The sequence below is a fragment of the Jannaschia maritima genome, assembly GCF_030973515.1.
In the GTDB taxonomy this organism is placed as follows: domain Bacteria; phylum Pseudomonadota; class Alphaproteobacteria; order Rhodobacterales; family Rhodobacteraceae; genus Jannaschia; species Jannaschia maritima.
In genome coordinates this window covers 25,632-38,746 of the sequence record NZ_JARGZA010000002.1, presented here as the reverse complement: position 1 = coordinate 38,746, position 13,115 = coordinate 25,632, and the positions used below count along the sequence as shown (strand labels likewise).

The following is a 13,115-nucleotide window of genomic DNA, read 5'->3' as shown; positions in this document are numbered from 1 at the left end:
CATAACGGGAGGAATGGAATGGCCGATCTGAGGATGACCGACGTGGGCAAGGTCTACGGCGGCGGGGTGGAGGTCCTGAAGGACGTCAACCTGGACATCAAGCAAGGCGAGCTGATCGTCTTCGTGGGCCCTTCCGGCTGCGGCAAGTCGACCCTGCTCCGCATGATCGCGGGGCTGGAGAAGATTTCCTCCGGCACGCTCGAGATCGACGGCATGGTGGTGAACGACGTTCCCCCCTCCGAGCGGGGCATCGCGATGGTGTTCCAGTCCTACGCGCTCTATCCGCACATGACTGTGCGCGACAACATGAGCTTCGCGCTGCAGATCGCCAAGAAGTCGAAGGCCGAGATCGACGCCGCCGTCGAGGCCGCGGCCACCAAGCTGCAGCTGACCGAATACCTGGACCGGCTGCCCAAGGCCCTGTCCGGCGGCCAGCGGCAGCGCGTGGCGATCGGTCGCTCGATCGTGCGCGACCCGAAGGTGTATCTGTTCGACGAACCTCTCTCGAACCTGGACGCCGCCCTGCGGGTCGCGACCCGGATCGAGATCGCCCAGTTGAAGGAGCAGATGCCCGAATCGACGATGGTGTACGTCACGCACGACCAGGTGGAAGCGATGACGCTGGCCACGCGGATCGTCGTCCTGGACGCCCTGAAGGACAACGGGCACAAGTATTCGATCGCGCAGGTGGGCTCGCCCCTCGATCTGTACGAACGGCCGAACAGCGTGTTCGTCGCCCGCTTCATCGGCTCGCCCGCCATGAACCTGATGTCCGGCCGCATCGTCGGGACGGGGGAACACACCACGATACAGACGGACCAGGGCGGCGGGACCGTCACATCCGCGGTTCCGTCCCAGCCGGAGGACGAAGGCGCGCAGGTTCTGATCGGCATCCGTCCGGAGGATGCGCAGGCCGCAACGGGCGAAACCTTCGCCTACGAGGGTCGCGTGGAGATTCAGGAAAGCTTGGGCGAGGTGACGCTGATCTACTTCGAGCGGGCCAACGCGGACGCCGACCCCGTGATCGCCAAGCTGCCGGGCATCAATCCCGACCAGCGCGGCAACACGATGCGCATCACGGCGGATCCCGCCAAGGTCCATATCTTCAAGGACGGGCGGTCGCTGCTCTACCGCTGATATCGCCATTCCATCGTCTGGTTGATGGTTCGTAAGGGGTTCCCGGTGCAGGGACCCCTTACATGATTCTCGCACGTGCACATGCGACCAGCCTCGGCGTGTTGGGGCTATGGCACCTTTCGGTGCCGCTGGCCGTTCTGCACATGGCGGACCGGCTGTCGCCCGAACATCCGCGTCTGCTGCTGGGCGTCGCGCCGATCGTCGCGGCGGGCGTGCCGATGCTGGCCCTGGCCCTGGTGCGCAGCCACATGCCGTTCGACCGACTGTCCTATCTCGTCCGCGCGATCGCGCTGGCCCTGATCGGCGGCGCGACGGTCGCCGCGGGATCGGCGGTCTGGTCGGCACTCGCGTCCGTGCTGGGCATCCTCGCGGCGGCCATCTTCGTGCCGGGCGGCGCGACGTTGGCGATCGCGGCCGGCCTGCTGCTGGCTCAACCCGACGATCGCAGGGGCGGGGGGCGTCCCCTGATCCCCGACCTCGGCGTGGCGCTGCGTATCTACGTCGTAGCGGACTGGGTGCTCCTGCGCCTGTTCGGCTTGGCGCTGATCGGCACCGGTTGGATGCTGTACCTGTCGGGGGGCCGGAACGTCGAAGGCCTGCGGGACCTCACCTGGGGCCACGACTGGCCGGAGGCGGCCGTCGCCTATGCCTTCGCAGGGATGGTCCTCTTGCTGCCCGTGATGCTGCCCCAGGCCCTCATGCATCCGCGAAACGTCGTATTGGGTGCGTTGAAGGCCGCGATCCTGGCGGGCTTGACCTTCGTGTTCCTGCCCGCGCTGCACTTCGCGGCGGCGCACCTGATGGAGGAGCCGTGGCGGACCCTCGCGCTCGGTCATGGACCCGTCGCGCTGAAGACGTTGGCGGGATATGCCGTCGTCTCGACCGTGGTGGTCGCCTTCTTTCGACAACTGGCTGGGTCTCCCGCATTGGACGGGCAGGGACGTCCGATCGTGCGCCTGGATCCGGAGGAGTTGCGCGCGTTGCGCTCCGCCCGCATGGACGGATAGGCGCAGGCCCGGACCCCGGACCGCCGCCGCCGCGTTCCGCCACGAACACCGCACAACCGACCCGGAGCCCCCCATGCCCCGCCATTCCGAATCCCGCGAGCTGCCCTATACCGACCGCCAGATGTACGATCTCGTGGCGGACGTCTCGTCCTATCCGCAGTTCCTTCCCTGGACCGCCGCCGCCCGGATCCAATCGCGCGAGGACAGGGGCGACCACGAGGTCATGCTCGCGGAGCTAGTCATAAGCTTCAAGGTCTTCCGCGAACGATTCGCCAGCCGGGTGATCCTGTGGCCCGACCAGACCCGGATCGAGACCGAATATCTCGACGGACCGTTTCGCCACCTGCAATCCGAATGGAACTTCGAGGCTCTGGAGGGCGGACGCTGCCGTGTCGACTTCTGGGTCGACTTCGAGTTCCGCAACGCCATCCTCGGTCGGGTCATCGGCGTCGTCTTCAACGAGGCGATGCAGCGGGTCGTGGCCGCATTCGAGCGGCGGGCCCGGGTCCTCTATGGCCCCGGGGGCACGGCGTCGGCAAGCAGTCGCAGCGCGTGATCCCGGGCGGCCCGGCGTACGGCATCGCGGCCCCGCGCGCCGAACTGCACCGTTTCAGTCCGCACGCCGGACGCCCTCGCAACGCCGAAGCAGACCATGCCCTCCGGCTTGACCGCGGACCCGCCGGGACCGGCGATGCCGGTGATCGCCACGGCGAGGTCCGCGCCCGACCGATCCCGTGCGCCACGGGCCATCTGCGCCGCGACCGGTTCCGACACGGCGCCATGCGCGTCGAGCGCGTCCTGCGTGACATCCAGCAGGGACCGCTTGGCCGCGTTCGAGTACGTCACGACGCCCCAAACGAAGGCAGTCGACGCGCCGGGGGGATCGGTCAGCGCGGCCGCGACCATCCCGCCCGTGCAGCTTTCGGCCGTGGCGATGGTGAAGCCGGCCCGGGTCGCCGCGGCGATCAGCGCGGCGGCGTCAGACATGCGCCAGGGCTGCCAACAGGATCACTCCCAGGGCGGCGATGGCCCCCGCGATGACGTCGTCCAGCATCACGCCCAGCGGATCGGCCCGCCGATCCGCCCAGCCGACCGGGCCGGGCTTCCAGACGTCAAACAACCGGAACAGCACGAAGGCCGCCAGCCAACCGGGCCACAGGGCGGACACGGGCACGCCGGCGATGGCCGCACCCCAAGCCACGGGCAGCAACGCGATCCATTGGCCTGCCAACTCGTCGACGACGATCTCGGACGGGTCGTGGTCCGCGCGCCCGCGCGTGGCGGTCGCGATGGCCCACCACCCGATGGCCGCGACGGCGACGCAGGCGGCGGTGAAGGCGACCGGACCGGCCAGCAGGACGATCCACGCCAGCGGCAGCGCTGCGGCCGAGCCCCACGTCCCGGGCGCCGGGCGCAGGTATCCCACGCCGCCCAGGGTCGCGACCGCGCGCGCTAGCATCGCACCAGCGTCGCGGTGGCCTGCGCCGCGATCCCCTCGCCCCGGCCTGGAAAGCCCAGCCGTTCCGTCGTGGTCGCCTTCACGCTGACGCGGGCCGCCTCCAGGCCGGCGATCGCGGCGACCCGGTCGCGCATGGCTGCCGCATGGGGCCCGATCTTCGGTCGCTCGCAGATCAGCGTGACGTCCAGCGCCGTGATGGCGTATCCCCGGTCCCGGGCCAGCCGCGCGGCATGGTCGAGGAAGACCGCGCTGTCCTTGTCCTTCCATTCGTCGTCCGACGGGGGGAAATGCGTCCCTATGTCCCCTTCCGCCAACGCGCCATAGATCGCGTCGCAGAGCACGTGCAGGCCGACATCCGCATCGGAATGTCCGATCAGGCCGCCATCGTGGGGGACGCGCACGCCGCACAGGGCGACGTGGTCGCCCGGGCCCAGCGCGTGCACGTCGAAGCCGTTGCCGACCCGCACGTCGGGGCCGAGCCTGGCCTCCGCCCGCGCATGGTCGTCCGGGCCGGTGATCTTCATGTTGTCTTCCGAACCGGTCACGATCCGCACCTCCATCCCCGCGGCACGCGCGACCGCCACGTCGTCGGCAGCATCCACTGCTGTCGCGTGCGCGTCGCGGATGGCTGCCGTTCGGAATCCCTGCGGCGTCTGTGCCCGCCACAGCCCGTCGCGTGGAACGATCCCGGACACGGTATCGTCGCCGCGCCACAGCGCATCCGTGACGGGCAACGCGGGCGCCGCGCCCACCGCGCCATCCCGCAGAGCACCCAGGACGTCGGCAATCGTCGCGCCGCTTACGAAGGGCCGCGCCGCATCGTGGATCAGCACGAGGTCGGTCTTCACCGCTGCCAACCCCGCCGCCACAGACTGCGCGCGCGTCACACCGCCGTCGACGAGCGTCACGCCCGGCAGGGCGGCCCGGGCCGTCTCGCGGTCGTCCGGGTGGATCACGACGATCACCGCATCCACGAGGTCGTCGAACGCGTCGACCGCGCGTGCGGCGACCGTCCGACCCCGCAGTGGGCGCCATTGCTTCGGCAGACCGCCGCCCGCCCGCGTGCCGCGGCCCGCGGCCACGATCAGCGCCGTGCTCGTCGGTCTGTTCAACTGTCGCCACCCCCGAACCACGTCCTCGACGCACTATCCCGCAGCCTACGGGCTGACAACCGACCGGGCAAATAGGGACTAGTCCGCCTAATTGTTGTGCAGCTGCCGTGCATTCATGCCATGGACGGTCACGCAACTGCACGTTTGCCACGACACCCCCTATGCGAAGGCGAACCGCTCAGATGGTCAGCATATGCCCGATTCCGCGTCGTTCGATCCCCGCCTAGCCGCCCTCGGACTGACCGGGCCGGTCGTCATGGCGCCGATGGCGGGCATCACGGACCGGCCGTTCCGCGATCTCGTCGGTCGGTTCGGGGCAGGTCTCATGGTATCGGAGATGGTCGCCTCCCGCGAGATGGTGGAGGCCAAGCCCTCCGTCCGCACGCGCGCCGAATTGGGTCTTGGGCAGGGAACCGCGGTGCAGATCGCCGGGCGCGACCCCGTCTGGATGGCGCGCGCCGCATCGATGCTGGCGGACCGGGGCGCGCGGCTTATCGACATCAACATGGGCTGTCCCGCGAAGAAGGTGACGGGGGGCCTGTCCGGTTCGGCCCTGTTGCGCGACCACGACCATGCCCTTCGCCTGATCGAGGCCGTGGTGAAGGCCGTAGACGTTCCCGTGACGCTGAAGACCCGGCTGGGCTGGGACGACGACACTCGCGACACCGCCGCCCTCGCCGCTCGGGCCGAGGGGGCGGGCATCCGCATGCTCACGATCCACGGGCGGACGCGGTGCCAGTTCTACAAGGGCCGGGCCGACTGGGCCGCGATCCGCCCGATCGTGGAGGCGGTGACGATTCCGGTCCTGGCGAACGGCGACGTCGTGGACGCTGCGACCGCGCGGGCCGCCCTATCGGCATCCGGCGCGGCGGGCGTGATGGTCGGTCGTGGTATCCGCGGGCGACCATGGGCTTGCGCGGCGATCGGAGCGGACCTGACGGGCGGGACACCCGTCAGGGCACCCGACGGCGCGGCGCTTCTCGACCTCGTGCGGGGGCACCACGACGCGATGCTGTCGTTCTATGGGGCCGAACTGGGCGGCCGCGTCGCCCGCAAGCATCTGGGCTGGTACATGGACCACGCGGGCACGCCGCCCGGCATGCGCCGCCGCGTCCTCACCGCGTCTGCGGGCGGGGTCGCGCCGCTGCTCGCCGATGCCCTGGCAGCCCGGCTGCGGGTCGCCGCGTGACCGCGGAACCCGCCATCTGGTCGGCCTTGCCGCTGCCCGCGCTGATCGTGGGGGCCCCCGACACGATCGATGCCGTGAACGGCCCGGCGGAAGGGTTCCTGAACCGGTCCGCCCGCGCGCTGCGGGGGGCCGATGTCTGCCGCATCGTTCGCCCGGACGGCGGGATGGACGCGGCCCTCGGGCGGGTCCGGCGCAACGCGGCGCCCCTGACGCTGCACGACACCGACGTCGCGGTCGGCCCCGGGCCGTCGATCCGTTGCGACCTGCACTTGGCCCCCCTGGGGGACGATCGCATCCTGGTCCTGGTCGCCCCGCAGGAGATCGCGGGTCGCCTGAACCGCGCCAGGTCGTCGCGCCGCGCGGCACGATCCGTGATCGGCCTCGCCGAGATGCTGGCCCACGAGATCAAGAACCCGCTCGCCGGCATCACGGGCGCCGCACAGCTCCTGTCCATGAACCTGTCGGGGGACGACGCGGAGCTGACCGATCTGATCGTCGCGGAATCGCGCCGCATCGTGAAGCTGTTGGAGGAGGTGGAGCAGTTCGGGAACCTCCGCCCCCCGCAGCGCCGCGCGATCAACGTCCACGACGTCCTGGACCGTGCGCGCAAGTCCGCGATGGTGGGCTATGCCGCGCACATGGAGCTGGTCGAGCGCTACGACCCGTCGCTGCCGCACGCCTGGGCCGACCCGGATCAGTTGCAGCAGGTCGTCCTGAACCTCCTGCGCAACGCGGCGCAGGTCGGCAAGCAAGGCGGCACGATCACGCTGCGCACGTTCTACGAGACGGGTCTTCGCGTCAGCCGCCCGGACGGCAGCGGCGACGCCGCGCCGCTTCAGATCGAGATCACCGACGACGGTCCCGGCATCCCGCCCGAGATGGCGAACAACCTGTTCGAGCCCTTCGTGTCGGGCCGGGAGAACGGGACCGGCCTGGGTCTGTCGCTGGTGGCCAAGATCGTGGCCGAGCACGACGGATGGATCACCACCGAATCCGTGCCCGGGCGGACGACCTTCCGCATCTCGCTTCCGATGCCGCCACGCGGCACGTGACCATCAACCTTTGGGGGACATAAGGACATGGACGGAACGATACTCGTCGCCGACGACGACCGCACCATCCGCACGGTGCTGACGCAGGCCCTGACGCGGGCGGGCTGCAAGGTCCACGCGACATCCAGCCTGATGACCCTCATGCGGTGGGTGGGGGAAGGGAAGGGCGACCTGGTGATATCAGACGTCGTCATGCCCGACGGGAACGGGCTGGAAACGCTCCCGCAGATATCCTCCGCCAGGCCAGGCTTGCCGGTCATCGTCATATCGGCGCAGAACACGATCATGACGGCGATCCAGGCCGCCGAGAAGGACGCCTACGACTACCTGCCCAAGCCGTTCGACCTTCCCGACCTGATGAAGCGCGCCGCCCGGGCGCTCGGCGAACGCCGTCGCGTCCAGTCCTCCACGACCGACGAGGCGGAGGCGCGGTCCGACGACGTCGACGACCTGCCCCTGGTCGGGCGCACGCCCCGCATGCAGACGCTCTACAGGCTGGTGGCGCGGGTGATGAACACCGACCTGCCCGTCATCGTCACGGGCGAGAGCGGGACGGGGAAGTCCCTCGTCACCCGCGCGATCCACGACTTCAGCGACCGCCGCACGATGCCCTTCGTCATCGCCACCGCCGCGGATCTGTCCGGCTACGACGGGGCGGCGGACCTGATCGCGCGGGCCAAGGGCGGGTCGATCCTGTTCGACGAGGTCGGCGACATGGACCCGGACGCGCAGGCGCGCGTCGTGCGCGTCCTGGATCAGGCGGGCACCGACGGACCGCGCATCATGGCGACCTCGCAGCGCGACCTGTCGCGCGAGGTCGGGCCCGATGGCACGTTCCGCACCGACCTCTATTATCGCCTCGCGGGCACCACGCTCGACGTCGCCGCCCTGCGCGAACGGGTCGACGACATTCCGCTCCTGGCCGCGCACTTCCTGGCACGGGCCGAACGCGACGGGGGCGCGCTGCGGCGCTTCGCCGACGATGCGATGGTCGCCATGCGCGCCTATCCCTGGCCCGGCAACGTCCGGCAGCTGGAGCACGCGACGCGCCGCCTGGTCGCGACGTCCTCCGCCGACGAGATCACGCGCGCGGAGGTCGAGGGCGTGCTGGGCGAGATGCCCAGCGTCGGGGCCGGCACGCAGGACGTGTCCGGCGACCTGTCCGCGGCGGTCGCGCGGCACCTGCAGCGCTACTTCGACCTGCAGAACGGGCTCCTGCCGCCCCCCGGCCTGTACCAGCGCGTCCTGCGCGAGATGGAGCTTCCGCTGATAGAGATCGCGCTCGACGCGACCGGTGGGAACCAGGCGAGATGCGCCGACATGCTGGGCATCAATCGGAACACGCTGCGAAAGAAGATCACCGACCTCGATATTCCCGTGACAAGGCGGCGCAAGTTGATGTAGGCACGCAACAGCGTTGCGGATCGGGCACAACCCCGGCGGGTTCGACGCACAGGCATTGGCTACAGACATGGGGTCCGCGTGCAGGCGCCCGACACTCCGTCGCGATTCGGCCCGCTCCGGGCCACCCTGCCGTTTCGTCGCGGCCTGACGCCGCCGTGGCTGGCCTGGGTCCTGGTCGCGGCCGGGCCGGCGCTCGTGGTCCTTACCGTGGCGGTGCTGGGCCTGCGGGGGCCGAACGCGGATCAGAACGTCCTGCGTGCCGTCCTGCTGCTCGACCTCGTCTACATCCTCGTGATCGCGGCGTTCATCGTCCGCCGCCTCGCGGGCCTTCTCGCCGCGCGCCGGGCCCGGTCCGCGGGGTCCGAACTGCACCTTCGTCTGACCGGTATCTTCGCCGGCATCGCGCTGGTCCCCACCATCCTCGTGGCCGTCTTCGCCACCGTCACCATCAACATCGGGTTGGAGGGGTGGTTCAGCGACCGCGTCCGAAGCGCGCTGGGCAACTCCGTGTCCGCCGCGCAGGCCTATGCGCAGGAGCATCGCGACGATCTGCAGGAGGATGCGCGCGCCCTGGCCGGATACCTCGACACCGCGCGGCGCGCGAACGTCGCCATGACGGACGGCGAACTGCGCCAGGTCCTGTCGCAGGGCCAGGAGCTGGTGCAGCGGGGCCTGTCGGAAGCGTTCGTGATCGACGGACGGGCCGACATCCGCGCGCGGGGCGACAAGTCCTATCTGTTCGACTTCGAGCGACCCACGGCGGATCAGTTGGACCGGGCTCGCGCCTTCGACGTCGTCCTGGTCGAGGATCAGGCCCTCAACGAGTTCCGCGCCCTCATCCGGCTCGTGGCCTATCCCGATCGGTATCTCTACGTGACGCGGCCGGTGGACGGGGGGCTGCTAGACCTTCTGGACGAGACCACGGCCACCGCCCAGCTCTACCAGCAACTCGAATCCGACCGCGGCCGCCTCCTGTTCGAGTTCGGGCTCCTGTACCTCGCCTTCGCGCTCATCCTGATCCTCGCGGCCACCTGGGTCGGCCTGATCGTGTCGGAACGCCTGTCGCGTCCCATGGGGGCGCTGGCGGGCGCGGCGCAACGGGTGGGGCAGGGCGACCTCGACGTGCGGGTGTCCGACGACGGCGGCCAGGACGAGATCGCGATGCTGGGGCGGATCTTCAACCAGATGACCCGCCAGCTGAAGGGTCAGCGCGACGCCCTGGTTGAGACGAACCTTCAGACCGAACGTCGCCGACGCCTGTTCGACAGCGTCCTGTCCTCGGTCACGGCGGGCGTCATCGGCCTGGACGCGGACGGAAAGGTGGACTTCGTCAACCGCTCCGCCCAGCGACTCCTGCGGATAGAGGGGGCGCCCTATGGCCGGGACTTGGCCGACGTGGTGCCCGAATGGTCCGACCTGTTCGACCGCCTGCGTGGGGGCGGCGGCCCTTCCGTGCAGGAGGAGACGCGCCTCCTGCGCGGCGGCACCCAGGAAACGCTTCTCGTGCGGATCGCCACGCGCCTGGGCCAGGACGGCGCGCCCGAAGGCTACGTCGTCGCGTTCGACGACGTGTCCGAACTGGTCAGCGCGCAACGCATGGCCGCCTGGGCCGACGTGGCCCGACGCATCGCGCACGAGATCAAGAACCCCCTGACCCCGATCCAGTTGTCCGCCGAACGCGTCAAGCGCCGCTTCGGTCGCGAACTGGGGGAGGACTCGGCCGCCAAGCTGGCCGAGCTGACCGACGTGATCGTCCGCCAGACGGGCGACCTGCGCCGCATCGTGGACGAGTTCAGCCGCTTCGCTCGGATGCCCGCACCCGAACGCCACAAGGGCGACTTGGCCAAGTTGCTGCGCGAGACGTGCACGTTGCAGGCCGCGGCGCTCGACCCGGTCGAGCTGCGGGTCGACATCCCCGACGATCCCGTCCGGGCGGAGTTCGACCACACCCAGATCGGACAGGCCTTCACCAACCTCATCAAGAACGCGGGCGAGGCGATCGAGGGCCGTGGCGACGGCGACCATCCCAAGGTCGTCGATGTGTCGCTGCGGGTGGAGGACGGCTTCGCGGTGGTGCGCATCGCCGACACGGGGACCGGTCTGCCGGAGGACCGCGCCCGCCTGTTCGAGCCCTATGTCACGACGCGCGACAAGGGGACGGGCCTGGGCCTGCCCATCGTGAAGAAGATCGTGGAGGAGCACGGGGGCACCCTTTCCCTCGACGACGCGGAACCGGACGAAACGGGAAACAAGGGCGCAAGGGCGACGATAAGCCTGCCCATACAGGAGGACAGAGCATGACGGACATCCTGATCACGGACGACGAGTACGACATCCGCAGCCTGGTGGCGGACATATTGGAGGACGAGGGCTTCCGCACCCGCACCGCCGGAACGGCGCAGGACTGCATGGCTGCCGTGGCCGCCGGCCTGCCGGGATTGATGATCCTGGACATCTGGCTGAAGGATTCCGACATGGACGGAATCGACATCCTCAAGAAGATGCGACGCGAGCATCCGGAGGTGCCGGTCATCATCATATCCGGCCACGGCAACATCGAGATCGCCGTCGCCGCCATCAAGCAGGGCGCCTACGACTACATCGAGAAGCCGTTCAACATCGACCAGTTGATGGTCGTCGTCCGCCGCGCGATGGAGACGTCGAAGCTGCGGCGCGAGAACGTGGCCCTGCGCCAGAAGGACGTTGCCCCCACGGAGATGGTCGGCGCGTCGCCCGCCCATCGCGCGCTGCTGTCCCAGCTGTCGAAGGTCACCACCTCCAACGGACGCGTCATGCTGACGGGTCCGGCCGGGTCGGGCAAGGAGCTCGCGGCCCGCTACGTCCACGCGAACTCAGACCGCGCGTCGGGACCGTTCGTCACCGTGTCCTCCGCTTCCGTCGAGCCGGAGCGGATGGAGGAGGTCCTGTTCGGCCGCGACGGTCCGGAGCGGGGGGTCGAGCCCGGCCTCCTGGAACAGGCGAACGGGGGCGTGATCTATTTCGACGAGGTGGCGGACATGCCGCTGGCCACGCAGGGCAAGATCCTGCGCGTCCTGGTCGAGCAGGCGTTCCAGCGGGTCGGCGGCACGGACAAGGTCAGCGTCGACCTCCGCGTCGTGTCGTCCACGAACCGCGACCTGCAGACCGAGATCCGCGAGGGTCGCTTCCGCGAGGAGCTGTACCACCGCCTCAACGTCGTGCCGATCCGCGTCCCCAGCCTGGAGGATCGGCGCGAGGACATCCCGACCTTGGCGGAGCATTTCGTCGGCATCCTGAACCAGACCCAGGGCCTGCCCCTGCGCGAACTGACGGAGGACACGAAGGCCCTGCTGCAGACGATGCACTGGCCCGGCAACGTCCGGCAGCTGCGCAACGTGATCGAGCGGGTGCTGATCCTGGGCGACGGGGCCGGCCCGGTGGAGCCGTCCGAGCTGCCCGGCCCGACGGAGGGCGGCGGCGAGGAGGCCGACGTGTCGCTGTCCGGCAGCCTGGCCAGCCTGCCCCTGCGCGAAGCGCGCGAGCTGTTCGAGCGGCAGTACCTGATGACCCAGATCAACCGCTTCGGCGGCAACATCAGCCGCACCGCCAGCTTCGTGGGCATGGAACGCAGCGCGCTGCACCGCAAGCTCAAGTCCCTGGGCGTCGTGACCGCGGCGCGGGGCGGCGGCGCCCGCGTGGCCCGCGTGGACGAGACGGTCTAGGTCGGAACGCGGAACCGTCCATCGGCGTCCCCGGGGCTTGACCCCGGGACCGCCCGCCGCAGGCTTGCATCCATGACGCCGACCGCCCGCGCCGCCCTCGAAGCCGAATGGCTCGCCCTGACCCGGCATACGCTGCCCGGCCTTGCCGCCGGGCGGCGATGGCCCGTGCGGTTCGACCACTGCTTCCAGCGCATCCTGCTGGACAACGCCGTCGGCGGCCGGTGGTACGACGCGATACCGAAGCGCCCGGCCTATCGGCACGCGCCCGACGACGTGCTGGAGCGGGCCGTCGCACTCGGCCGTCGGGTCGCGGCGGGTGATGCGGACCTGTCAGCCCTGAACGGCCGATCGCTGGACTGGCGCGGCAAGCGCGGCCCCGTCCGGGCCGCGGGCTAGGCGATCGCACCTCGCCGGCGCGAAATCCGCCGCGCTTGATCCCGCACCCACCCCATGCCACCCAAACCGGGACGACCGACACACGGGAACGCGGACCCATGCGCACCGGCCTTTATCCCGGCACCTTCGATCCGATCACGAAGGGCCATTCCGACATCATCAAGCGGGCCTGCACCCTCGTCGATCGCCTGGTGATCGGGGTGGCGATCAACCGCGACAAGGGTCCGCTCTTCGACCTGTCCGAACGGCTGGCCATGGTCGAGGAGGAGGCGACCCTCTGGTCCGAACGGACGGGGTGCGAGATCGTGGCCCACCCGTTCGAGAACCTCCTGATCGACTGCGCCCGGGAAGTCGGGGCCCAGGTCATCGTGCGCGGCCTGCGCGCCGTCGCGGACTTCGAGTACGAGTACCAGATGGTCGGCATGAACCGCGTCCTCGACGACAGCATCGAAACGGTGTTCCTCATGGCCGAGGCTGAGCACCAAGCCATCGCGTCCAAGCTGGTAAAGGAGATCGCGCGCCTGGGCGGCGACGTCTCCGCCTTCGTCAGCCCATCGGTCAACGCGGCGCTTCGGGCCCGGCTCGGCTGACGCCGCCCCTTCCCCCCGACGCCCCGCCATGGGATAGCGCGGCGCCAACCGGTCCCCAGCGCAGGAGT

The 13,115-nt window shown here is 69.9% G+C and carries 13 protein-coding genes; 10 read left to right on the top strand and 3 right to left on the bottom strand.

Annotated elements, in window-relative coordinates:
* Positions 1–18: 18 nt before the first annotated feature.
* From P0084_RS01815 to P0084_RS01805, 3 genes are all read left to right on the top strand, one after another.
* Positions 19–1,137: an ABC transporter ATP-binding protein gene (locus P0084_RS01815; protein WP_308915091.1), complete on the top strand. Its 1,119-nt coding sequence runs from the start codon at positions 19–21 to the stop codon at positions 1,135–1,137.
* Between the two features lie 62 nt (positions 1,138–1,199).
* Positions 1,200–2,144: a hypothetical protein gene (locus P0084_RS01810; RefSeq protein WP_308915090.1), complete on the top strand. Its 945-nt coding sequence runs from the start codon at positions 1,200–1,202 to the stop codon at positions 2,142–2,144.
* 73 nt (positions 2,145–2,217) lie between these two features.
* Positions 2,218–2,700 carry a type II toxin-antitoxin system RatA family toxin gene (locus P0084_RS01805; RefSeq protein WP_308915089.1) on the top strand — a complete coding sequence of 161 codons (483 nt, stop codon included), beginning with the start codon at positions 2,218–2,220 and terminating at the stop codon, positions 2,698–2,700.
* Here the strand turns inward: P0084_RS01805 and P0084_RS01800 are convergent.
* From P0084_RS01800 to P0084_RS01790, 3 genes are read right to left on the bottom strand one after another with little or no spacing between them, the layout of a single operon-like run.
* Complete coding sequence (locus P0084_RS01800; RefSeq protein ID WP_308915088.1) at positions 2,655–3,131, bottom strand: CinA family protein; 477 nt, start codon at positions 3,129–3,131, stop codon at positions 2,655–2,657. The genes P0084_RS01805 and P0084_RS01800 overlap by 46 nt on opposite strands.
* A complete protein-coding gene (locus P0084_RS01795; RefSeq protein ID WP_308915087.1) occupies positions 3,124–3,603 on the bottom strand; it encodes a phosphatidylglycerophosphatase A family protein in 480 nt (159 codons plus the stop codon). The genes P0084_RS01800 and P0084_RS01795 overlap by 8 nt, the downstream gene beginning before the upstream one ends.
* Positions 3,597–4,715: a bifunctional 2-C-methyl-D-erythritol 4-phosphate cytidylyltransferase/2-C-methyl-D-erythritol 2,4-cyclodiphosphate synthase gene (locus P0084_RS01790; protein ID WP_308915086.1), complete on the bottom strand. Its 1,119-nt coding sequence runs from the start codon at positions 4,713–4,715 to the stop codon at positions 3,597–3,599. Before P0084_RS01790 ends, P0084_RS01795 begins: the two co-directional genes overlap by 7 nt.
* A 193-nt stretch (positions 4,716–4,908) precedes the next feature.
* Here P0084_RS01790 and dusB point away from each other — a divergent pair, with 193 nt between their 5' ends.
* The 7 genes from dusB to coaD all read left to right on the top strand — a co-directional run bounded on the left by dusB (position 4,909) and on the right by coaD (position 13,047).
* Complete coding sequence (dusB, locus tag P0084_RS01785; RefSeq protein WP_308915085.1) at positions 4,909–5,904, top strand: tRNA dihydrouridine synthase DusB; 996 nt, start codon at positions 4,909–4,911, stop codon at positions 5,902–5,904.
* Positions 5,901–6,956: a two-component system sensor histidine kinase NtrB gene (locus tag P0084_RS01780; RefSeq protein ID WP_308915084.1), complete on the top strand. Its 1,056-nt coding sequence runs from the start codon at positions 5,901–5,903 to the stop codon at positions 6,954–6,956. The genes dusB and P0084_RS01780 overlap by 4 nt, the downstream gene beginning before the upstream one ends.
* Positions 6,957–6,983: 27 nt before the next feature.
* Positions 6,984–8,360 (top strand): response regulator, encoded by a 1,377-nt coding sequence (locus P0084_RS01775; RefSeq protein ID WP_308915083.1) that lies wholly within the window; start codon positions 6,984–6,986, stop codon positions 8,358–8,360.
* Positions 8,361–8,486: 126 nt separating this feature from the next.
* Entirely contained in the window at positions 8,487–10,661 is a 2,175-nt protein-coding gene (locus tag P0084_RS01770; RefSeq protein ID WP_374213584.1) for a sensor histidine kinase NtrY-like, read from the top strand.
* The gene (gene ntrX, locus P0084_RS01765; RefSeq protein ID WP_308915082.1) at positions 10,658–12,061 is read left to right on the top strand and encodes a nitrogen assimilation response regulator NtrX; all 1,404 of its coding nucleotides are present in this window, start codon (positions 10,658–10,660) and stop codon (positions 12,059–12,061) included. Before P0084_RS01770 ends, ntrX begins: the two co-directional genes overlap by 4 nt.
* 72 nt (positions 12,062–12,133) lie before the next feature.
* Positions 12,134–12,457: a hypothetical protein gene (locus P0084_RS01760; protein ID WP_308915081.1), complete on the top strand. Its 324-nt coding sequence runs from the start codon at positions 12,134–12,136 to the stop codon at positions 12,455–12,457.
* Between the two features lie 98 nt (positions 12,458–12,555).
* Positions 12,556–13,047, top strand: a complete 492-nt coding sequence (gene coaD / locus P0084_RS01755; RefSeq protein WP_308915080.1) for a pantetheine-phosphate adenylyltransferase — start codon at positions 12,556–12,558, stop codon at positions 13,045–13,047.
* Positions 13,048–13,115: the final 68 nt, after the last annotated feature.

Coding starts and splice junctions, on each gene's coding strand:
- P0084_RS01810 (WP_308915090.1), top strand. CDS start 1,200: ATGATTCTCGCACGTGCACATGCGACCAGCCTCGGCGTGTTGGGGCTA.
- P0084_RS01795 (WP_308915087.1), bottom strand. CDS start 3,603: ATGCTAGCGCGCGCGGTCGCGACCCTGGGCGGCGTGGGATACCTGCGC.
- P0084_RS01815 (WP_308915091.1), top strand. CDS start 19: ATGGCCGATCTGAGGATGACCGACGTGGGCAAGGTCTACGGCGGCGGG.
- P0084_RS01805 (WP_308915089.1), top strand. CDS start 2,218: ATGCCCCGCCATTCCGAATCCCGCGAGCTGCCCTATACCGACCGCCAG.
- P0084_RS01775 (WP_308915083.1), top strand. CDS start 6,984: ATGGACGGAACGATACTCGTCGCCGACGACGACCGCACCATCCGCACG.
- ntrX (WP_308915082.1), top strand. CDS start 10,658: ATGACGGACATCCTGATCACGGACGACGAGTACGACATCCGCAGCCTG.
- dusB (WP_308915085.1), top strand. CDS start 4,909: ATGCCCGATTCCGCGTCGTTCGATCCCCGCCTAGCCGCCCTCGGACTG.
- P0084_RS01800 (WP_308915088.1), bottom strand. CDS start 3,131: ATGTCTGACGCCGCCGCGCTGATCGCCGCGGCGACCCGGGCCGGCTTC.
- P0084_RS01760 (WP_308915081.1), top strand. CDS start 12,134: ATGACGCCGACCGCCCGCGCCGCCCTCGAAGCCGAATGGCTCGCCCTG.
- coaD (WP_308915080.1), top strand. CDS start 12,556: ATGCGCACCGGCCTTTATCCCGGCACCTTCGATCCGATCACGAAGGGC.